Annotated in this window: 16 protein-coding genes, 1 pseudogene and 1 riboswitch; of the genes and pseudogenes, 9 read left to right on the top strand and 8 right to left on the bottom strand. The window is 57.0% G+C overall.

What is annotated here, in order from left to right; all coding sequences use genetic code 11:
• The 8 genes and pseudogenes from rplA to AC6BYQ_RS26740 all read left to right on the top strand — a co-directional run.
• Window positions 1–406: pseudogene (gene rplA, locus AC6BYQ_RS26705) on the top strand (50S ribosomal protein L1); the annotation flags it as partial.
• A 337-nt stretch (window positions 407–743) separates the two neighbouring features.
• The gene (gene rplJ / locus AC6BYQ_RS26710) at window positions 744–1241 is read left to right on the top strand and encodes a 50S ribosomal protein L10 (protein ID WP_004929905.1); all 498 of its coding nucleotides are present in this window, start codon (window positions 744–746) and stop codon (window positions 1239–1241) included.
• Between the two features lie 63 nt (window positions 1242–1304).
• Window positions 1305–1670: a 50S ribosomal protein L7/L12 gene (gene rplL, locus AC6BYQ_RS26715; protein WP_004929903.1), complete on the top strand. Its 366-nt coding sequence runs from the start codon at window positions 1305–1307 to the stop codon at window positions 1668–1670.
• A 332-nt stretch (window positions 1671–2002) separates the two neighbouring features.
• Window positions 2003–6031 (top strand): DNA-directed RNA polymerase subunit beta, encoded by a 4029-nt coding sequence (rpoB, locus tag AC6BYQ_RS26720; RefSeq protein ID WP_004929900.1) that lies wholly within the window; start codon window positions 2003–2005, stop codon window positions 6029–6031.
• A 118-nt stretch (window positions 6032–6149) separates the two neighbouring features.
• On the top strand, window positions 6150–10373 hold the full coding sequence (rpoC, locus tag AC6BYQ_RS26725) for a DNA-directed RNA polymerase subunit beta' (RefSeq protein ID WP_074053646.1): 4224 nt from the start codon (window positions 6150–6152) through the stop codon (window positions 10371–10373).
• Window positions 10374–10541: 168 nt separating this feature from the next.
• Window positions 10542–10988 (top strand): GNAT family N-acetyltransferase, encoded by a 447-nt coding sequence (locus AC6BYQ_RS26730; RefSeq protein WP_063917920.1) that lies wholly within the window; start codon window positions 10542–10544, stop codon window positions 10986–10988.
• Complete coding sequence (locus AC6BYQ_RS26735; protein ID WP_498057812.1) at window positions 10988–11452, top strand: putative pterin-binding protein; 465 nt, start codon at window positions 10988–10990, stop codon at window positions 11450–11452. The genes AC6BYQ_RS26730 and AC6BYQ_RS26735 overlap by 1 nt, the downstream gene beginning before the upstream one ends.
• Window position 11453: 1 nt before the next feature.
• Window positions 11454–12728 (top strand): sensor histidine kinase, encoded by a 1275-nt coding sequence (locus tag AC6BYQ_RS26740; protein ID WP_019456439.1) that lies wholly within the window; start codon window positions 11454–11456, stop codon window positions 12726–12728.
• Here AC6BYQ_RS26740 and AC6BYQ_RS26745 read toward each other — a convergent pair.
• From AC6BYQ_RS26745 to AC6BYQ_RS26780, 8 genes are all read right to left on the bottom strand, one after another.
• Window positions 12714–13493, bottom strand: a complete 780-nt coding sequence (locus AC6BYQ_RS26745) for a helix-turn-helix domain-containing protein (protein ID WP_154747884.1) — start codon at window positions 13491–13493, stop codon at window positions 12714–12716. The genes AC6BYQ_RS26740 and AC6BYQ_RS26745 overlap by 15 nt on opposite strands.
• Window positions 13494–14236: 743 nt before the next feature.
• Window positions 14237–15370 carry a 2-iminoacetate synthase ThiH gene (gene thiH, locus AC6BYQ_RS26750; protein WP_498057813.1) on the bottom strand — a complete coding sequence of 378 codons (1134 nt, stop codon included), beginning with the start codon at window positions 15368–15370 and terminating at the stop codon, window positions 14237–14239.
• The gene (locus AC6BYQ_RS26755) at window positions 15370–16149 is read right to left on the bottom strand and encodes a thiazole synthase (RefSeq protein WP_498057814.1); all 780 of its coding nucleotides are present in this window, start codon (window positions 16147–16149) and stop codon (window positions 15370–15372) included. The genes thiH and AC6BYQ_RS26755 overlap by 1 nt, the downstream gene beginning before the upstream one ends.
• A 1-nt stretch (window position 16150) precedes the next feature.
• A complete protein-coding gene (gene thiS, locus AC6BYQ_RS26760; RefSeq protein WP_016929423.1) occupies window positions 16151–16351 on the bottom strand; it encodes a sulfur carrier protein ThiS in 201 nt (66 codons plus the stop codon).
• Entirely contained in the window at window positions 16348–17097 is a 750-nt protein-coding gene (locus tag AC6BYQ_RS26765; RefSeq protein WP_498057815.1) for a HesA/MoeB/ThiF family protein, read from the bottom strand. The genes thiS and AC6BYQ_RS26765 overlap by 4 nt, the downstream gene beginning before the upstream one ends.
• Complete coding sequence (gene thiE, locus AC6BYQ_RS26770) at window positions 17090–17740, bottom strand: thiamine phosphate synthase (RefSeq protein ID WP_498057816.1); 651 nt, start codon at window positions 17738–17740, stop codon at window positions 17090–17092. The genes AC6BYQ_RS26765 and thiE overlap by 8 nt, the downstream gene beginning before the upstream one ends.
• Window positions 17733–19676, bottom strand: a complete 1944-nt coding sequence (thiC, locus tag AC6BYQ_RS26775; RefSeq protein WP_498057817.1) for a phosphomethylpyrimidine synthase ThiC — start codon at window positions 19674–19676, stop codon at window positions 17733–17735. The genes thiE and thiC overlap by 8 nt, the downstream gene beginning before the upstream one ends.
• Window positions 19677–19790: 114 nt before the next feature.
• Window positions 19791–19915: riboswitch (TPP riboswitch) on the bottom strand.
• 39 nt (window positions 19916–19954) lie between these two features.
• Window positions 19955–20458 carry an Rsd/AlgQ family anti-sigma factor gene (locus AC6BYQ_RS26780; protein ID WP_019456431.1) on the bottom strand — a complete coding sequence of 168 codons (504 nt, stop codon included), beginning with the start codon at window positions 20456–20458 and terminating at the stop codon, window positions 19955–19957.
• A gap of 101 nt (window positions 20459–20559) precedes the next feature.
• Between AC6BYQ_RS26780 and nudC the strand changes: the two genes are divergently transcribed.
• The gene (gene nudC, locus AC6BYQ_RS26785) at window positions 20560–21327 is read left to right on the top strand and encodes an NAD(+) diphosphatase (protein ID WP_025160202.1); all 768 of its coding nucleotides are present in this window, start codon (window positions 20560–20562) and stop codon (window positions 21325–21327) included.
• Window positions 21328–21336 lie beyond the last annotated feature (9 nt).

Consider the following 21336-nt stretch of genomic DNA (forward strand, 5'->3'; position numbering starts at 1 on the left):
GGCTGACCAGATCAAGAAAGGCGAAATGAACTTCGACGTTGTTATTGCTTCTCCGGATGCAATGCGCGTTGTAGGTCAACTGGGCCAGATCCTGGGTCCACGCGGCCTGATGCCAAACCCGAAAGTGGGTACCGTTACTCCGAACGTTGCTGAAGCTGTGAAAAACGCTAAAGCAGGTCAGGTTCGCTACCGTAACGACAAAAACGGCATCATCCATACCACTATCGGTAAGGTTGATTTCGACGCAGACAAACTGAAAGAAAACCTGGAAGCCCTGCTGGTTGCGCTGAAAAAAGCAAAACCTTCTCAGGCGAAAGGCATGTACATCAAGAAAGTTAGCCTCTCCACCACCATGGGTGCTGGCGTTGCTATCGATCAGAGCGGTCTGTCTGCTGCAGCGAACTAATCGCACTTGCGATTATCGCTTTGACTTGGGGCCGAGATTTGTCTAGAATCTTATGCCCCAAGGTTTTGCTATTGGCTATGCCGTAAGCAAAACAAAGATTTTTCGGTTGGAGCCTGGCCTATCCAGGCCTCCGTCCAAGACCGCAGGTGTATCGCAAGATACTTAATCCTTCCTGCGTAGACGGTGACAGAGCCTAAGAAAATTTTTCTTTTTTATAAAAGAATGTCTTTGCTGGATTCTGCTCACCGTGTTAAGCCGCTCGGCGTGGCGTTTTACAAAGCGCCGAGTGAAGTGAGTTCCGGGGATTTTCCCCGGCTAATCCAGGAGCAAAAAGCTAATGGCATTAAATCTTCAAGACAAACAAGCGATTGTTGCTGAAGTCAGCGAAGTAGCCAAAGGCGCGCTGTCTGCGGTTGTTGCGGATTCCCGCGGCGTTACCGTAGATAAAATGACTGAACTGCGTAAAGCAGGTCGTGAAGCTGGCGTTTACATGCGTGTTGTTCGCAACACCCTGATGCGTCGCGTAGTTGAAGGCACTCCATTCGAATGCCTGAAAGACACGTTTGTCGGTCCAACCTTGATTGCATTCTCTCACGAACACCCGGGCGCTGCTGCTCGTCTGTTCAAAGAGTTCGCGAAAGCGAATGCAAAATTCGAGGTTAAAGCTGCGGCCTTTGAAGGTGAGCTGATCCCAGCGGCGCAAATCGACCGCCTGGCGACGCTGCCAACTTACGAAGAAGCGATCGCACGCCTGATGGCAACCATGAAAGAAGCCGCTGCCGGCAAACTGGTTCGCACTCTGGCTGCAGTACGCGATCAGAAAGAAGCGGCGTAAGCCCCTCTTTCTTAGCCTTTGCTAACGTATTTAAACTATTTCTGAATTTTAGGAACAATTGTTATGTCTATCACTAAAGACCAAATCCTGGAAGCAGTTGCCGCTATGTCCGTAATGGACGTTGTTGAACTGGTTTCCGCTATGGAAGAAAAATTCGGCGTTTCTGCTGCTGCTGCTGTAGCTGTAGCTGCTGGCCCAGCTGAAGCTGCTGAAGAGAAAACTGAATTCGACGTTATCCTGAAAGCTGCAGGCGCTAACAAAGTTGCTGTTATCAAAGCAGTACGTGGCGCTACCGGCCTGGGTCTGAAAGAAGCTAAAGACCTGGTTGAATCTGCTCCAGCCGCTCTGAAAGAAGGCGTGAGCAAAGATGACGCAGAAGCTCTGAAAAAATCTCTGGAAGAAGCTGGCGCAGAAGTTGAAGTTAAATAAGCCAACCTTTCCGGTTGCAGCCTAGTCTTTTAGGCTGATGGCTGGTGACTTTTTAGTCACCAGCCTTTTTGCGCTGTAGGGCGCCAGTAGCGTTTCACACTGTTTGGCTGCTGGTTTCGCCTCCCAATGTTTGTTTCTATTGACGACTTAATATACCGCGGTCTTTGCACTACCAGGAGTTCTGGGGGAAGGCGCGATGAAATGGTTTAAGCGTGATAGCAAGAGACATTGCGGAAAGTGTTCCCGCTTTCCGGTCGACAAAACGGTGTTGCATGAACTGTCCCTAATCGGACGGACAGATTGGGTCACTGATCAGCGAGCTGAGGAACCCTATGGTTTACTCCTATACCGAGAAAAAACGTATTCGTAAGGATTTTGGTAAACGTCCACAAGTGCTGGACATACCATATCTCCTTTCTATCCAGCTTGACTCGTTCCAGAAGTTTATCGAGCAAGATCCAGAAGGGCAGTACGGCCTTGAAGCCGCATTCCGTTCTGTTTTCCCTATCCAGAGCTACAGTGGCAATTCGGAGCTGCAATACGTTAGCTACCGTCTTGGTGAGCCGGTCTTCGACGTCAAAGAGTGCCAGATCCGTGGTGTGACGTTCTCTGCACCGCTGCGCGTAAAACTGCGCCTGGTTATCTATGAGCGCGAAGCGCCTGAAGGTACGGTCAAAGACATCAAGGAACAAGAAGTCTACATGGGCGAAATTCCGCTCATGACCGAAAACGGCACCTTTGTGATCAACGGTACTGAGAGGGTTATCGTATCTCAGTTGCACCGTAGTCCTGGCGTATTCTTCGACAGCGATAAGGGTAAAACCCACTCCTCGGGTAAAGTGCTGTACAACGCACGCATCATCCCTTACCGCGGTTCATGGTTGGACTTCGAGTTCGATCCGAAAGACAACCTGTTCGTGCGTATTGACCGTCGCCGCAAACTGCCTGCGACCATCATTCTGCGCGCGCTGAACTACACCACTGAACAGATCCTCGACCTGTTCTTTGACAAGATCGTCTTCGAAATCCGCGACAACAAGCTGCAGATGGAGCTGGTGCCTGAGCGCCTGCGTGGTGAGACCGCTTCGTTCGATATCGAAGCCAACGGCAAGATCTACGTAGAGAAAGGCCGTCGCATCACCGCTCGTCATATCCGTCAGCTGGAAAAAGACGACATTCAGAGCATTGAAGTACCGGTAGAGTACATCGCGGGCAAAGTGGTCGCGAAAGACTATATCGATACCAATACCGGCGAACTGATCTGCGCAGCCAACATGGAGCTGTCGCTGGATCTGCTGGCCAAGCTGAGCCAGTCTGGCCACAAGCGCATCGAAACGCTGTTCACCAACGATCTGGACCACGGCGCGTACATCTCTGAAACGCTGCGTGTCGATCCGACCAACGATCGTCTGAGCTCGCTGGTAGAAATCTACCGCATGATGCGTCCTGGTGAGCCGCCAACGCGCGAAGCTGCCGAAAGCCTGTTCGAGAACCTGTTCTTCTCCGAAGACCGCTACGATCTGTCCGCGGTTGGCCGTATGAAGTTCAACCGTTCTCTGCTGCGCGACGAGATCGAAGGTTCGGGCATCCTGAGCAAAGACGACATCATCGAAGTGATGAAGAAGCTCATCGATATCCGTAACGGCAAGGGCGAAGTGGACGATATCGACCACTTGGGCAACCGTCGTATCCGCTCCGTCGGCGAAATGGCCGAGAACCAGTTCCGCGTAGGTCTGGTGCGTGTTGAGCGTGCGGTGAAAGAGCGTCTGTCTCTGGGCGATCTGGATACCCTGATGCCTCAGGACATGATCAACGCCAAGCCGATTTCGGCGGCGGTGAAAGAGTTCTTCGGCTCCAGCCAGCTGTCCCAGTTCATGGACCAGAACAACCCGTTGTCCGAGATCACGCACAAGCGTCGTATCTCCGCACTGGGCCCGGGCGGTCTGACCCGTGAGCGCGCCGGCTTTGAAGTTCGAGACGTACACCCGACCCACTACGGCCGCGTGTGCCCAATCGAAACGCCGGAAGGTCCAAACATCGGTCTGATCAACTCCCTGTCCGTGTACGCACAGACTAACGAGTATGGCTTCCTGGAAACCCCGTACCGCCGCGTGCGTGACGGCGTGGTGACCGATGAAATCAACTACCTGTCTGCTATTGAAGAAGGCAACTTCGTTATCGCCCAGGCGAACTCCAACCTGGATGAAGAAGGCCGCTTCGTAGAAGACCTGGTCACCTGTCGTAGCAAAGGCGAATCAAGCCTGTTCAGCCGCGACCAGGTTGACTACATGGACGTATCCACCCAACAGGTTGTTTCCGTTGGTGCCTCACTGATTCCATTCCTGGAACACGATGACGCCAACCGTGCATTGATGGGTGCGAACATGCAACGTCAGGCCGTACCAACCCTGCGCGCTGACAAGCCGCTGGTCGGTACCGGTATGGAACGCGCTGTAGCGGTTGACTCCGGCGTAACCGCCGTTGCCAAACGCGGTGGTGTGATCCAGTACGTGGATGCTTCCCGTATCGTTATCAAAGTTAACGAAGACGAGATGTACCCGGGCGAAGCAGGTATCGATATTTACAACCTGACCAAGTACACCCGTTCTAACCAGAACACCTGCATCAACCAGATGCCGTGTGTGAATCTGGGTGAGCCAATCGAGCGCGGCGACGTGCTGGCGGATGGCCCATCGACAGACCTGGGCGAACTGGCACTGGGCCAGAACATGCGCGTAGCGTTCATGCCTTGGAACGGCTACAACTTCGAAGACTCCATCTTGGTCTCCGAGCGCGTGGTGCAGGAAGATCGCTTCACCACCATCCACATCCAGGAACTGGCGTGCGTGTCTCGCGACACCAAGCTGGGGCCTGAAGAGATCACTGCCGACATCCCTAACGTGGGTGAAGCTGCGCTCTCCAAACTGGATGAATCCGGTATCGTGTATATCGGTGCTGAAGTGACCGGCGGCGACATTCTGGTCGGTAAGGTAACGCCTAAAGGCGAAACCCAGCTGACGCCGGAAGAGAAACTGCTGCGTGCGATCTTCGGTGAGAAAGCGTCTGACGTTAAAGACTCTTCTCTGCGTGTACCGAACGGCGTTTCCGGTACGGTTATCGACGTGCAGGTCTTCACCCGCGATGGCGTGGAAAAAGACAAGCGCGCGTTGGAAATCGAAGAGATGCAGCTGAAGCAGGCGAAGAAAGACCTGACTGAAGAACTGCAGATCCTGGAAGCCGGCCTGTTCGCACGTATCCACGCGGTGCTGGTTGCCGGTGGCATCGAAGCCGACAAGCTGAGCAAACTGCCGCGCGATCGCTGGCTGGAACTGGGCCTGACCGACGAAGAGAAGCAAAACCAGCTGGAGCAGCTGGCTGAGCAGTACGACGAACTGAAATCCGACTTCGAGAAGAAGCTGGAAGCCAAGCGTCGTAAGATCACTCAGGGCGACGATCTGGCGCCGGGCGTGCTGAAAATCGTCAAGGTTTATCTGGCCGTTAAACGTCAGATCCAACCGGGTGACAAGATGGCGGGCCGCCACGGTAACAAGGGTGTTATCTCCAAGATCAACCCGATCGAAGATATGCCTTACGATGAAAACGGCACGCCGGTAGACATCGTACTGAACCCGCTGGGCGTACCATCACGTATGAACATCGGTCAGATCCTGGAAACCCACCTGGGTATGGCTGCGAAAGGCATTGGTGAGAAGATCAACCAAATGCTGAAGCAGCAGCAGGAAGTGGCCAAGCTGCGTGAGTTCATCCAGAAGGCCTACGATCTGGGCGACGACGTTTGCCAGAAAGTTGACCTGAACACCTTCAGCGACGACGAAGTGCTGCGTCTGGCAGAGAACCTGAAAAAAGGTATGCCGATCGCAACGCCGGTGTTTGACGGTGCGAAAGAGACTGAAATCAAGAAGCTGCTGGAAATGGGCGGAATCCCGACCTCCGGTCAGATCACGCTGTTCGATGGCCGTACCGGTGAGCAATTCGAGCGCCAGGTTACTGTCGGCTATATGTACATGCTGAAACTGAACCACTTGGTTGACGATAAAATGCACGCCCGTTCAACCGGTTCTTACAGCTTGGTTACTCAGCAACCTCTGGGTGGTAAGGCGCAGTTCGGTGGTCAACGCTTCGGTGAGATGGAAGTGTGGGCACTGGAAGCATACGGCGCGGCTTATACCCTGCAGGAAATGCTCACCGTTAAGTCGGATGACGTTAACGGCCGTACCAAGATGTACAAAAACATCGTGGATGGCGATCACCGGATGGAGCCAGGCATGCCGGAATCCTTCAACGTACTGTTGAAAGAAATCCGCTCGCTCGGCATCAACATCGAACTGGAAGACGAGTAATCGTCATGCCGGCTCAGGCTCCCCGCCTAAGGGAGCCTGAGGGTGGTTGTTCAGGTCACACGGGTACCTACTGCGGTTGTGGGTACCCAACAGGTTTAACTCCGACAGGAGCCAATCCGTGAAAGACTTATTGAAGTTTCTGAAAGCGCAAACTAAGACCGAAGAGTTTGATGCGATCAAGATTGCTCTGGCCTCGCCAGACATGATCCGTTCGTGGTCGTTCGGTGAAGTTAAGAAGCCGGAAACCATTAACTACCGTACGTTCAAACCTGAACGTGACGGCCTTTTCTGCGCCCGTATCTTCGGGCCGGTAAAAGATTACGAGTGCCTGTGCGGTAAGTACAAGCGCTTGAAACACCGCGGCGTGATCTGTGAGAAGTGCGGCGTTGAAGTGACCCAGACCAAAGTGCGCCGTGAGCGCATGGGCCACATCGAGCTGGCTTCGCCGACCGCGCACATCTGGTTCCTGAAATCGCTGCCATCCCGCATCGGTTTGCTGCTGGATATGCCGCTGCGTGACATCGAACGCGTACTGTACTTCGAATCCTATGTGGTGGTCGAAGGCGGTATGACCAACCTCGAGCGTCGTCAGATCCTGACCGAAGAGCAGTATCTGGACGCGCTGGAAGAGTTCGGTGACGAATTCGACGCCAAGATGGGTGCGGAAGCTATTCAGGCCCTGTTGAAAAACATGGATCTGGAAGCCGAGTGCGAGCAGCTGCGTGAAGAGCTGAACGAAACCAACTCCGAAACCAAGCGCAAGAAGCTGACCAAGCGTATCAAGCTGCTGGAAGCGTTCGTACAGTCCGGTAACAAGCCGGAGTGGATGATCCTGACCGTGCTGCCGGTACTGCCGCCGGATCTGCGTCCTCTGGTTCCGCTGGATGGCGGCCGTTTCGCGACGTCGGATCTGAACGATCTGTATCGCCGCGTGATCAACCGTAACAACCGTCTGAAACGCCTGCTGGATCTGGCTGCGCCTGACATCATCGTGCGCAACGAAAAGCGTATGCTGCAAGAAGCGGTAGATGCCCTGCTGGATAACGGCCGTCGCGGTCGTGCGATCACCGGTTCCAACAAACGTCCTCTGAAATCTTTGGCCGACATGATCAAAGGTAAGCAGGGTCGTTTCCGTCAGAACCTGCTCGGTAAACGCGTTGACTACTCCGGCCGTTCCGTAATCACCGTAGGTCCATACCTGCGTCTGCATCAGTGCGGTCTGCCTAAGAAGATGGCGCTGGAGCTGTTCAAACCGTTCATCTACGGCAAGTTGGAGCTGCGTGGCCTGGCCACCACCATCAAAGCCGCCAAGAAAATGGTTGAGCGTGAAGAAGCCGTCGTTTGGGATATCCTGGACGAAGTGATCCGCGAACACCCGGTACTGCTGAACCGTGCACCAACCCTGCACCGTTTGGGTATCCAGGCGTTTGAACCGGTTCTGATCGAAGGTAAAGCGATCCAGCTGCACCCGCTGGTTTGTGCGGCCTATAACGCCGACTTCGATGGTGACCAGATGGCTGTTCACGTACCGCTGACGCTGGAAGCCCAGCTGGAAGCGCGTGCGCTGATGATGTCCACCAACAACATCCTGTCCCCAGCGAACGGCGAGCCAATCATCGTTCCTTCTCAGGACGTTGTACTGGGTCTGTACTACATGACCCGCGACTGTGTTAACGCCAAAGGCGAAGGCATGGTGCTGAACGGTTCCAAAGAAGCTGAGCGTGTTTACCGCGCCGGCCTGGCGTCTCTGCATGCGCGCGTTAAAGTGCGTATCACCGAAGACGTCAAGAACGCCGAAGGCGAATGGACCTCTCAGACCAGCATCATCGACACCACCATCGGCCGCGCCATCCTGTGGATGATCGTACCGAAAGGTCTGCCGTACGCGATCGTTAACCAGCCTTTGGGCAAGAAAGCGATCTCCAAGATGCTGAACACCTGTTACCGCATCCTGGGCCTGAAGCCGACCGTTATCTTTGCTGACCAGATCATGTACACCGGTTTTGCTTACGCAGCCCGTTCCGGCGCTTCCGTAGGTATCGACGACATGGTTATCCCGGCCAAGAAAGCGGAGATCATCGAAGAAGCGGAAACCGAAGTTGCCGAGATCCAGGAGCAGTTCCAGTCTGGTCTGGTTACCGCCGGCGAACGCTACAACAAAGTGATCGATATCTGGGCTGCAGCGAACGAACGCGTTGCGAAAGCGATGATGGAAAACCTGTCGGTCGAAGACGTGGTTAACCGTGACGGCGAAGTGGAACAGCAAGTTTCCTTCAACAGCATCTTTATGATGGCCGACTCCGGTGCGCGTGGTTCCGCCGCTCAGATTCGTCAGCTGGCCGGTATGCGTGGTCTGATGGCGAAGCCGGACGGCTCCATCATCGAAACGCCAATCACCGCGAACTTCCGTGAAGGTCTGAACGTACTCCAGTACTTCATCTCCACCCACGGTGCTCGTAAAGGTCTGGCGGATACCGCACTGAAAACCGCGAACTCCGGTTATCTGACCCGTCGTCTGGTTGACGTGGCGCAGGATCTGGTGGTGACCGAAGACGACTGTGGCACCCACGACGGCATCCTGATGACTCCGGTTATCGAAGGTGGCGACGTGAAAGAGCCGCTGCGTGAACGCGTTCTGGGCCGTGTGACGGCAGAAGACGTCCTCAAGCCGGGTACGGCGGACATTCTGGTGCCACGCAACACCCTGCTGAACGAGAAGGCGTGTGACCTGTTGGAAGAGAACTCTGTCGACAGCGTTAAAGTCCGTTCCGTGGTGAGCTGTGAAACCGACTTTGGTGTGTGTGCAAACTGCTACGGTCGCGACCTGGCACGTGGCCACATCATCAACAAGGGTGAAGCCATCGGCGTTATCGCGGCACAGTCCATCGGTGAGCCGGGTACACAGCTGACGATGCGTACGTTCCACATCGGTGGTGCGGCATCTCGTGCGGCTGCTGAATCCAGCATTCAGGTGAAAAACAAGGGTAGCATCAAGCTGAGCAACGCGAAGTTCGTTATGAACGCCGCAGGCAAGCTGGTAATCACCTCGCGTAACACCGAACTGAAACTGATCGACGAATTCGGCCGTACCAAAGAAAGCTACAAGGTGCCTTACGGCGCCGTGATGGGCAAAGGCGACGGTGAAGAAGTTAACGGCGGCGAAACCGTTGCTAACTGGGATCCGCACACCATGCCGGTCATCAGTGAAGTCAGCGGCTTCATTCGCTTCGCGGACATGGTTGACGGCCAGACCATTACTCGCCAGACCGACGAACTGACCGGTTTGTCTTCTCTGGTAGTTCTGGACAGCGCAGAGCGTACCGGTAGCGGTAAAGACCTGCGTCCGGCACTGAAAATCGTTGACGCTCAGGGCGAAGACGTATTGATCCCAGGTACTGATATGCCTGCTCAATACTTCCTGCCGGGCAAAGCGATCGTTCAGCTGGAAGACGGCATTCAGATCGGTGCGGGTGATACCCTGGCGCGTATTCCTCAGGAATCCGGCGGTACCAAGGATATTACCGGTGGTCTGCCGCGCGTTGCCGACCTGTTCGAAGCACGTCGTCCGAAAGAGCCGGCAATCCTGGCTGAAATCAGCGGGATTATCTCGTTCGGTAAAGAGACCAAAGGCAAACGTCGCCTGGTGATCTCTCCGCTGGACGGCAGCGACGCTTACGAAGAGATGATTCCGAAATGGCGTCAGCTCAACGTGTTCGAAGGCGAAGTGGTGGAACGTGGCGACGTCGTATCCGACGGCCCAGAGTCTCCGCACGACATTCTGCGTCTGCGTGGCGTGCATGCGGTTACCCGCTACATCACCAACGAAGTGCAGGAAGTTTACCGTCTGCAAGGCGTTAAGATTAACGATAAGCACATCGAAGTTATCGTTCGTCAGATGCTGCGTAAAGGCACTATCGTTAGCGCTGGTGGCTCCGAGTTCCTGGAAGGCGAGCAGGCTGAAGTGTCTCGCGTCAAGATTGCCAACCGTCAGCTGGAAGCTGAAGGTAAAATCGCGGCAACCTTCTCGCGCGATCTGCTGGGTATCACCAAGGCATCCTTGGCGACCGAGTCCTTCATCTCCGCCGCATCGTTCCAGGAAACGACGCGCGTTCTGACCGAAGCTGCCGTAGCCGGCAAGCGTGATGAACTGCGTGGCCTGAAAGAGAACGTCATCGTGGGCCGTCTGATCCCAGCCGGTACCGGTTACGCTTATCATCAGGACCGCATGCGTCGTCGTGCTCAGGGTGAAACGCCGGTTGTTCCGCAAGTCAGCGCGGAAGAAGCGACGGCTAACCTGGCCGAACTGCTCAATGCAGGCCTGGGCGGCAGCGACGACGAGTAATCGTCATCCGCGCCGCGGGCCCGGCATGCCGGGCCACATCGCCAGATAAACCGCTCCTTCGGGGGCGGTTTTTTTTCGCCTCGCATCGGGTTATGACAAACTTTGCTACTATGGTTACAGCAGAATTGACCTGCGCTTTTTATCTGACAACCAAGGACAGTGCGAAACATGGACAGCCTCCTCACCTTCGAAAAACTGACGGCGCAACACCTGCCTTACCTGTATGAGATCCGTTTTTCCGTCGAAGAAAACCTGCTGCATCCGCATCAGATTCAGTATCTGCAGCGCAAACAGGCGCTGGAGGACATCAATCAGGGCGGCGGCTGGATCTGCAAGCATGGCGATGACTATGCCGGCGTGGGATTCGGGTTGTTCATCCCTGAACCGCTGATCGGCGGCCTGTTCGTGAAGCCGGAATACCAATCGCTGGGGATCGGCTCCGCCTTGTTGGCGCGAGTCACCGCCTGGATGTTTGAGCACGGCGCCGAGGCGATCCACTTAACCACCGATCCGGGCTCCAGGGCCGAAGGCTTTTATCAACATCATGGCTGGGTCGTGGTCGGGCTGGATGAATTCGGCCAGGCCGAACTGGTGAAACGCAAAGAGGGTGAATAATGAAAATCAAAGGATTGATGACGCTGCTGCTGTTTTCGCTGTTCTGCGCGCCGCTGTATGCGACGGTTGACTATTTTTACCTGAAACCGCTCGATGGCGAGAAGATCAAGATAACCCGGCAGATGCTGGAGGCGATGCCGCCGCACACGATCAAAACCTCGACCAATTTCACCCCGGAAGATACGTTCACCGGCGTTGAGTTTGCGGAGCTGGTGAAAGCCTATCATCTGCAAGGTCAGGCGGTGCGTGCTTTCGCCTGGGACGATTATTCCTACTCAATGCCGATTGACGAGATGATTAAATATCGCGTGATCGTCGCCTATCAGCGCGGCGGTAAGCCGATCGACGTTGGGGAACTGGGGCCGTTCGCCATTATCTATCCGCGCGATCAATATGCCGAGTTGAATAATCTGGACGTGAATGCGAAAACCGTCTGGCAGGTCAAACGGTTGGAGATTAAGTAAGATGAGCAAGAAACTGATCGGTACTCTTATCGCGTTGGTTGCCATCTTCTCCCTATTAATTTTGTTGATTGCCATTAATTTCGGCGGCGTAAAAGATCGTTATAAGCAGATCGAACCCAATCTGGACAATTACTCGGTGGCCGAGATCCTTTTTTTGGCGTTCGAAAGGAGCAAAACCGCGTTGCTGCTCAGTGAAAATAACGACTACGACGCCTTCCTGATCAAAAAGAAAATCTTTTACTCAAAGATCCAGATCCTGGAGAGCCGCTCGACCTTCAGCGACTCATTTTATTACGACGACGAATTTATCAAGAATGTCGCACTGCTGAAGCAGCAGTACCGCACGTTAGACGGCCTCTCCGCCGGCTTGCTGGCGGGGCAGAAAAGCAAGGCGGATATTCTCGCCTATATGGATGACATCGAAGGTACGCTGGTCGATATCCAGGAGATTATCTATCGGATACAGATCAAAAACTTTACCGAAGTGAAAGGCATCATCCAGGATAATTCGAGTAAAGCCGAGATGTTCGCCTTCTTTTCGCTGATTTTGGTATTCCTGATGATGTTCCTGGTGTTGAGAAATGCCTTCTCATTAAAAGAGATCATCAAGAACAAGAACATTTTCATCTCTTCCATCTACCACGAGATCGCCGGCTCGACCCAGGCTATCGTCATTGCCGCGGACATCATGGAGCATGAGCTGGCGCAGGAGGAGCTGAAAAAAGAGGCCCGCCTGATTTCCTATCACGGCAACAAGATAGCCGAACAAACGCGCGAGGTGATGGATTACTCGCGGCTTGAGATGGGGGAGGTCAAAGTCAATATTTCCACCTTCCGGCTGAATGACGTGGTGGACGATGCCGTGACCGGTATCGGCACCGGGCGCGGCAACCGCCTCGAGATCCACCGTTCGTCTTATCGTGCGTCTATCGGCTCCGATAAGTACAAGCTCTACCGGATCATGGCCAATTTGCTCAGCAATGCGGACAAGTTTACGCACCACGGCGTGGTCAGCCTCAATGTGAAGGTGTGCCACGGCCATCTGTATTTACGGGTGAAAGACAATGGCATTGGGTTTAACGTCAATAATCTGGATCGGTTATACAAGGCGTTTAACCAGGGCGTAGAAAAAGAAACGCGGCAGGGATTGGGGCTGGGGCTGACCATTATCAAAAATTATGTCACGACGATGAAAGGCACCATCAGGGTTAAATCTGTCGAAGGCGTTGGCTCATCGTTTTTTATTCGCATTCCGGTCAAGCTAATTAAAGAATAGGTTCGACAGCAGCAGTGAGGAGATAATCAGCGGTTTGGTCGGTTTTTCCACCAGGTGCACGTCATAGTGCAGGATCATGTCGCCGATGTTCTTCTCGTAGTGGTTCAGTTGGCCGGTGAGAATAATGATGCGGGCGTGCGGATCGAGGGCGTCTTTAATTTTCTTCACCACGCGTTCGGAGGTCTCGCCGAAATCCAACAGCCAGTCCAAAATAAACGCCTCAAAGGACTGCTGCTCCAGCGCGGCCAGCATGGCGTCCGCCGTTTGGAAGGTTTCGGTCTCAATGCCGTATCGGCTGGCGATCTTCTTCAGAAGTTCGAGGATATCGCTGTCATTATCCAGGATGGCGATGCGCGGGGCCGGCAGAAAGTCTATCTTGTTGACTCTATACAGCGGTAATTCGGCCTGCGTATCTCGGCTGGTATTGATGATGAAAAGATCGTCTTTTTTGCAGGCGTAGGTTTCGTCGTCGTTTGCGTGTGTGACCGGGTGTTGGTCGACCTCAATGTTACAGCGCTTGTGAATGCTGTTCATGATAAAGACGCCGTTATGCGTCCTTTGGCCGGCAAACGGCTCGTTGAAATACTGAAAAACCTTTTTCACTTCGTCGAGGGTGATGCCTCTTTTGCCATCCAGTTTCTGCTTGGCGCTGTTGTATTGGAGGTTCAGTATGTTGGCCATCGTGGAGGCATGTTTTCTGTCGCCAACTCCTTTCAGAGTGAGCAACGCGCTGATTGCATCGATGTAATTTGGCGTTTTCTTCATGACAACCCTGGCTTTTTTGATGTTGACCGCGAGCGTTGCAAAATCTGCGCGAGGACCCGTGCTGGATTATAGATGAAGCCTCGGGTATTGCGGTGATATCAGTTTGATTTTCCTTGGCAAACTCAAAACACACTCGATACTAAATAAAAAAACACTCAAAAGACATTCACATTTAATCGTTTATATGATTAATTAGCGCACATACTGTGTGATTCGCGTCCTGGGGGGGTGCCAGTCTCACAAAATAAACCGCCTGCTCTTGTCCGTAAGCAGGGAGCAGGCGGCAAAAAGATCCGCGGCCAATACCAGGGCCATTGGCAGTACCGGGGATTATCCTTCAAGCTTCTCTTGTCGCCGTACCTTCTTTGCTGTGCTTTCTTTTTCCACGCTCTCCACTGTCTGTGGTAACCGCCGCCCTTTGCATCTCACTCTGAGTTACTGCAGAACGCCGTTACTCCTGTCAGCCGAGTCGCCAAAACTGCCTGTCCACATGCCCCACCGGCGCAAATTCAAAAGAGAATGCGGCGTCGCCGTTGGTGAGGAACCGGAGTCGCGCAGAGAATCTCCGGCGCGATCCGGGGTGGGATAAGGCGGGGCCATCGAGAGGGTAACGGCCCCGGCCGGCGCCGGGTTTGGCGGCCGGCAACGCCACTATAATCGGCGCGTTTGTCGGCGCCAGCACCACCGTTCGGCATTGCGTGGCCGCTCCAGCGTTTTCTTCACACGGCGGCAAACGTTGCCGTTTATTGCGCGCCGCGTCCCAGATAACCGTCCCAGTCTTTCCACACCGGCTGCAGCCCGGCGTTGCTGATGGCCTCGGCGACCTGCTGCGGCGTGCGGCCGTCGTGCGGCTCGAACTGCTCCAGCTCAGGCGGCACGTCGTCGGCATAGCCGCCGGGTTGCGTCTTGGATCCGGCGCTGACGCTGTTGATCGCCACCGGGATCATATGATCGCGGAAGTACGGCGACTCACGCGTAGACAGCGACAGCTCAACGTCCGGCGCGAACAGCCGGAAGGCGCAGATCAGTTGCACCAGCTGAGGCTCGCTCATGATAGACGCCGGTTCGATGCCGCCGGCGCAGGGGCGCAGGCGTGGAAACGAGATCGAGTAACGGCTCTGCCAGTAGGTTTGCTGCAGGTAGAACAGATGTTCCGCCAGCAGGTAGCAGTCGGTGCGCCAGCTGTTGGACAGGCCGATCAACGCGCCGAGGCCGATCTTGTCGATCCCGGCGCGCCCCAGGCGATCCGGCGTGGCCAGGCGCCAATGGAAATCCTGCTTCTGGCCGCGCAGGTGGTGCTGCAGATAGGTGGCCGGATGGTAGGTTTCCTGATACACGAGCACGCCGTCCAGGCCCAGCGTTTTCAGTTCGGCGTACTCTTCTTGCGCCAGCGGCTGCACTTCCATCATCAACGAGCTGAAATGGCGGCGGATCGCCGGAATGTGCTGGCGGAAATAGTCCATGCCGACCTTGGTCTGATGTTCGCCGGTGACCAGCAACAGATGTTCGAACCCCAACGCCTGGATGGCTGCGCATTCGCGGGCGATCTCCGCCGCATCCAGCGTTTTGCGCTTGATGCGGTTGCTCATCGAAAAGCCGCAATAGGTGCAGTCGTTGGCGCACAGATTGGACAGGTACAGCGGCACATAGAAGCTGACGACGTTGCCGAACCGCTGCCGGGTCAGCTGCTGCGCGCGCTGCGCCAGCAGTTCCAGGTACGGCGCGGCGGCGGGGGAGATCAGCGCCATAAAGTCGTCGCGCGTCAGCTTGTCGGCGTTCAACGCGCGTTCCACGTCGCGCGCGGTTTTGCCGTTGATGCGCAGCGTAATGTCGTCCCAATCCAGCTGTTGCCAGCGGCTACTGAAATCGTCGGCCATCACTGCGCCTCCTCGGGTTGGCTGAGGAAGGCGGTCAGCGGGCTGGAGGCGACCGCGCCGCGCTGGCTCGCGCCTAACCCGGCGCTGCGCGCCAGCTCACCGGCCTCCAGCGCCAGGCGAAACGCCCGCGCCATTTGCACCGGATCGCGCGCCACGGCGATGGCGGTATTCACCAGCACCGCGTCGGCGCCCAGCTCCATCGCTTCCAGCGCGTGGCTCGGCGCGCCGATGCCGGCGTCGACCACCACCGGTACCCTGGCTTGCTCAATGATGATCTCGAGGAAGTCGCGGGTGCGCAGGCCGCGGTTGGAGCCGATAGGCGCACCGAGCGGCATCACCACCGCACAGCCCACCTCTTCCAGCCGCTTGCACAGCACCGGATCGGCGCCGCAGTAGGGCAGCACCACAAAACCGTCTTTCACCAGCGTTTCCGCTGCCTTCAGCGTTTCTATCGGATCCGGCAGCAGATATTTCACATCGGGATGGATCTCCAGTTTCACCCAGTGGGTGCCGAGCGCTTCGCGTGCCAGCCGGGCGGCGAACACCGCCTCGGCGGCGGTTTTGGCGCCGGAGGTGTTGGGCAACAGCCTGACGCCCAGCTGCTGCAGCGGCGCCAAAATGGCGTCGTTGCCGCCGCGCAGATCGACGCGCTTCATGGCCATGGTCACCAGCTGTGAGCCGGAGGCCGCCAGCGCCTCCAACATCAGCGCCGGGGTGGCGAACTTGCCGGTGCCGGTGAACAGGCGCGAGGTAAAAGTGGTATCGGCGATTTTCAGCATGTCAGCCTCCGGCGATCGCTTGAAACAGCAAAATGTCGTCACCGTCCTGCACCTGATGGTCGGCCCAGTCGGCGCGCGGGATGATGGTTTGGTTGATCGCCAGCGCGGTGCCCGGCTGGTGGCGTTCCAGCTGGGTCAGCAGAGCGGCGACGCTGAGCGGCTGCGCCAGCTCCAGCGGTTGATCGTTCAAACGGATCTTCATACCGCGCCTCCGCATACCGGGCAGGCGCGGGCCTGGCTCAGTTGCAGCGTGCTCCAGCTCTGTTGCTTGCCGTCGAACAACCGCAGTTTGCCGCTGAGGGGGGAAGGCATGCCGGCCAACATCTTGATGGCCTCCAGCGCTTGCAGGGTGCCGATCACGCCCACTACCGGGCCGAGCACCCCGGCGGTACGGCAGTTGCGCTGCGGCTCTTCCTGCTCCGGGTACAGGCAGGCGTAGCAGCCGTGCGCGTAGGGCGGCTCGAGCACCAGTAGCTGGCCGCTGAAACCGACGGCGCTGCCGCTGATCAGCGGCTTGGCGGCGGCGATGCAGGCGGCATTGACCTCATGACGGGTCGCCATATTGTCGCAGCAGTCCAGCACCAGATCGGCGCGGGTGACCGCGTCGCGCAGCGCTTGCCCCTGCAGCCGCTGCGCCAGCGGGATGAGCTCCACCAAAGGGTTCAGCGCCTGCAGATGGCGCTGCGCCAACGCCGCCTTGCCGGTGGCGGTATCGGCGCTGCGGTAAAGGATTTGCCGCTGCAGATTGGTGACGTGCAGCTGGTCGTCGTCGGCCAGCAGCAGTGTGCCGACGCCGGCGGCGGCCAGATACAGTGAAGCCGGGGAGCCGAGCCCCCCGAGGCCGACGATTAACACCGTGGCGCGCTTGAGTTTCTCCTGGCCTTCCGGGCCGACGTCCTCCAGCAGCAGCTGGCGGCTGTAGCGCAAAAACTCCCGATCGTTAAGCATCGTTCGGATCCTCGCCTTCGATCAGCCGCAGCAGCTCGGCCGTCGCCGCGCGCCAGTCCGGCGCCTGGGTGATGGCGCTGACCACCGCCACGCTGCCAACGCCGCACGCCAGCACCGCCGGAACGCGATCGATGCTGATCCCGCCGATCGCCACCGTCGGGTAATCCGCCAGGCCGGCGATGTGGCGTTTCAACTCCGCCAGCCCCTGCGGCGCCGAAGGCATGTCTTTGGTCTGAGTGGGGAAGATGTGCCCCAGCGCGATGTAGGAAGGTTTCACCGCCAGCGCGCGCGCCAGCTCGGCGTCGTCATGGGTGGAGACCCCCAGCCGCAGCCCGGCGCGGTGAATGGCCGCCAGATCGGTGGTATCGAGATCTTCCTGGCCCAGATGCACGCCGTAGGCGCCGTGCTTGATCGCCAGCCGCCAGTAATCGTTGATGAACAGCCGCGCCTGATAACGCCGGCCCAGCGCGATGGCGGCGGCGATATCCTGTTCAACCTGCTCGTCAGGCAGATCCTTGATGCGCAGCTGGATCGTGGTGACGCCGGCCTCCAGCAGGCGAGCGATCCACTCAACGCTGTCGACCACCGGGTAGAGCCCCAGTTTGTAGGGCGTCGCCGGGAAGGGGGTAGTGATATCAGTCATTGCTGGTCTCCTCTTGCAAAGAGGTGGCGCTGTGATAGAGGTCGCTGCCGCGGGCGCGGAACTCGGCGGACATTTTTTCCATGCCGGTCAGCTGCACTTCGATCGGCTTGGCGGCCTCCTGGGCGGCGGCGTAGTCGCGCACCTCCTGCGAAATTTTCATCGAGCAGAATTTCGGCCCGCACATTGAGCAGAAGTGGGCGATCTTGCCGGACTCCTGCGGCAGGGTTTCGTCGTGATAGGCGCGCGCGGTGGCCGGATCGAGCGCCAGATTGAACTGATCTTCCCAACGGAATTCGAAGCGCGCCTTGGACATGGCGTTATCGCGGATCTGCGCGCCCGGATGGCCTTTGGCCAGATCGGCGGCGTGAGCGGCGATCTTGTAGGTGATCAGGCCCTGTTTGACGTCCTCTTTGTTCGGCAGGCCGAGGTGTTCTTTCGGCGTGACGTAACACAGCATGGCGCAGCCGAACCAGCCGATCATCGCCGCGCCGATGCCGGAGGTGAAATGGTCATAGCCCGGGGCGATATCGGTGGTCAGCGGGCCGAGGGTGTAGAACGGCGCTTCGTGGCAGTGTTCCAGCTCTTCGGTCATGTTGCGGCGGATCATCTGCATCGGCACGTGGCCCGGGCCTTCAATCATCACCTGCACGTCGTATTCCCAGGCGATTTTGGTCAGCTCGCCCAGCGTATGCAGTTCGGCGAACTGGGCTTCGTCGTTGGCGTCCTGAATCGATCCGGGGCGCAGGCCGTCACCGAGCGACAGCGAGACATCGTAGGCGGCGCAGATCTCGCAGATTTCACGGAAGTGCTGATAGAGGAAGTTTTCCTGATGGTGCGACAGACACCATTTGGCCATGATCGAGCCACCGCGCGACACGATGCCGGTCAGGCGTTTGGCGGTCATCGGCACGTAGCGCAGCAGCACGCCGGCGTGGATGGTGAAGTAGTCGACCCCTTGTTCAGCCTGTTCCAGCAGCGTATCGCGGAACATCTCCCAGGTGAGGTTCTCCGCCACGCCGTTGACCTTCTCCAGTGCCTGATAAATAGGCACCGTACCGATGGGCACCGGGCTGTTGCGCAGGATCCATTCGCGGGTTTCGTGAATATAGCGGCCGGTGGAGAGATCCATCACGGTGTCTGCGCCCCAGCGGGTGGACCACACCAGTTTCTCCACTTCTTCTTCTATCGACGACGTGACCGCCGAGTTGCCGATATTGGCGTTCACCTTCACCAGGAAATTGCGGCCGATGATCATCGGCTCCGCCTCCGGGTGGTTGATATTGGCGGGAATGATAGCGCGGCCGGCGGCCACTTCCTGACGCACGAACTCCGGCGTGATGTTGTCCGGCAGGTTGGCGCCCCAGCTCTGGCCCGGATGCTGGTGGCGCAGCACCTCGCCGCGAATGCGCTCGCGCCCCATGTTTTCGCGGATGGCGATGAATTCCATCTCCGGGGTGACGATGCCGGCACGGGCGTAGTGCAACTGGGTGACGCACTTGCCCGGCAACGCTTTGCGCGGCAGCGGCAGGTGTTCGAAACGCAGGTGATCGAGGCCTTCGTCCGCCAGCCGCTGTTGGGTGAAGCCGGAGCTGGCGCCGTTCAGAGTGGCGGTATCGCCGCGCGCGTCGATCCAGCCGGCGCGCAGCTTGGCCAGGCCGGCGTGCACGTCGAGCTTGGCTTGCGGATCGCCGTACGGGCCGGCGGTGTCATACACCGGGATCGCCTCGTTCTGTTCATACTGCGGATTATCTTTGCTGCCGCCGACCAGGGTCGGGCTGAGCTGAATTTCACGCATCGGCACCTGGATATCGCTGCGCGAGCCCTGCAGGTAGATGCGGCGTGAGTTAGGGAAAGCCATACCTTGCAGCGTGTCGATAAACTGCTGGGCGGCTTCGCGTTGCGCTTTGCGGGCGCGCGGTGGATTAACGTTAGACATAGCAAGTTCCTACCAGTGTGTTGGGTTGGGAAAGTTGCTTGTCTGGAGTTCGGAGGGAGTAATGATGGTGGCCGATAAGGCAGGGCGCCCGCAAAAAGAGGGCCGTGCTTGTGGCGATAGATTACTCTTGTTCCCTTCGCGGGTATTAACCCGATCAGGTTCCGCGGATCCCGAATTAACGGTCTCAGCCTGGCTGATTCGATGAACAAATCAGGCGCTAGGCACTCCGACAAGATGCCCCCCAGTATAGGAGGGATAAGAAAAAAAACTATAAAATTTTAACGCGCCGGATCCAGCGCCTGGTCCGGCAGCGGTTGCTGCGCGGCTTCCGCCTCCAGCAGGATCAGCTTATCTTCCAGCGCAAAGCGCGCCGCCAGCGTTTCGCCGATATCCGACAGGGCCTGATGGAACTCCAGACAAACCTCCTGATCGATATCCACTTCGGTATAGCGATCGTGGAACGCCATGATCTGTTCGGTATTGGCCCACAGCTTGGGATAGATGTTCACCGCCAGCGACATTTTCGGACTGGCCGCGCCTTCCACTTGTTTGATAATTCTGTCATAGATATGAAAATGCCCTGCGGAGAGGTAATCCACCAGGTTGTGGCAAAAGTTCTCCAGCGCTTTTTCATTCAGCGGCGTATGCTTTTCTTTATTCGGTTTGAGGCCTACCAGCGTGCAGTAGGCGACCAGCAACTGCTTGCGGGCCTGAAGCCATTGATCAACTAATTCATTACTACCGCCAACGCGCTGAGTCAGCCTTTCCAAACGGTTGAGCATGTTTGACTCCGTGTAAGTAATAAAAGTAACCGGTAAGTTATTAAAATGTAACAAAGCCGATTCGTAGAGTGCCAGTGAAGCTGAGGTTGTGCAACAACGATATGGAACTTGCATTAACGGGCAATGAAAACGGCTGGTGGATCGTCAGCCATGAAAGCAAACTTTGGTTACCGAACGGTGAATTGCCGTCGGGAACGGCCGCCGCCCTCGGGCTGCAGGGCCACATGGCGCGCACCATCGGTGAATGGGAGGGCGCGCCGGTTTGGCTGGTGCGCCAGGCGATGCCGCGGGAGATGGGCTCGGTGCGTCAGCTGTTGGATCAGGATCGCGGCTTGTTCCAGCTAGCCGGGCGCGGCGTGCAGCTGGCGGATTTCTACCGCTCCCATCGCTATTGCGGCTACTGCGGCCATGAGATGCACCTCAGCCGCACCGAAAGCGCCTGCCTGTGCGGCCATTGCAAGGAGCGCTACTACCCGCAGATCGCGCCCTGCGTGATCGTCGCCATTCGGCGCGAGGATCAGATCCTGCTGGCGCAGCACGTGCGCCATCGCGGCGGCATTCACACGGTGCTGGCCGGCTTCGTCGAAGTGGGCGAAACGCTGGAACAGGCGGTGGCGCGTGAAGTGATGGAAGAGAGCAACATTGAAATCAAAAACCTGCGCTATGTCACTTCGCAACCCTGGCCGTTCCCGCACTCGCTGATGATGGCCTTTATGGCCGATTACCATCAGGGCGAAATCCGTCACGATCCCAAAGAGTTGCTCAACGCCGGCTGGTATCGTTACGACCAATTGCCGCTGTTGCCGCCGCCCGGCACCGTGGCACGCCGCTTGATTGAGGACACCGTGGCGCTGTGCCGGGCAGAATAATGTACAATG

The sequence above is a fragment of the Serratia sp. LTN-2 genome (assembly GCF_059740205.1).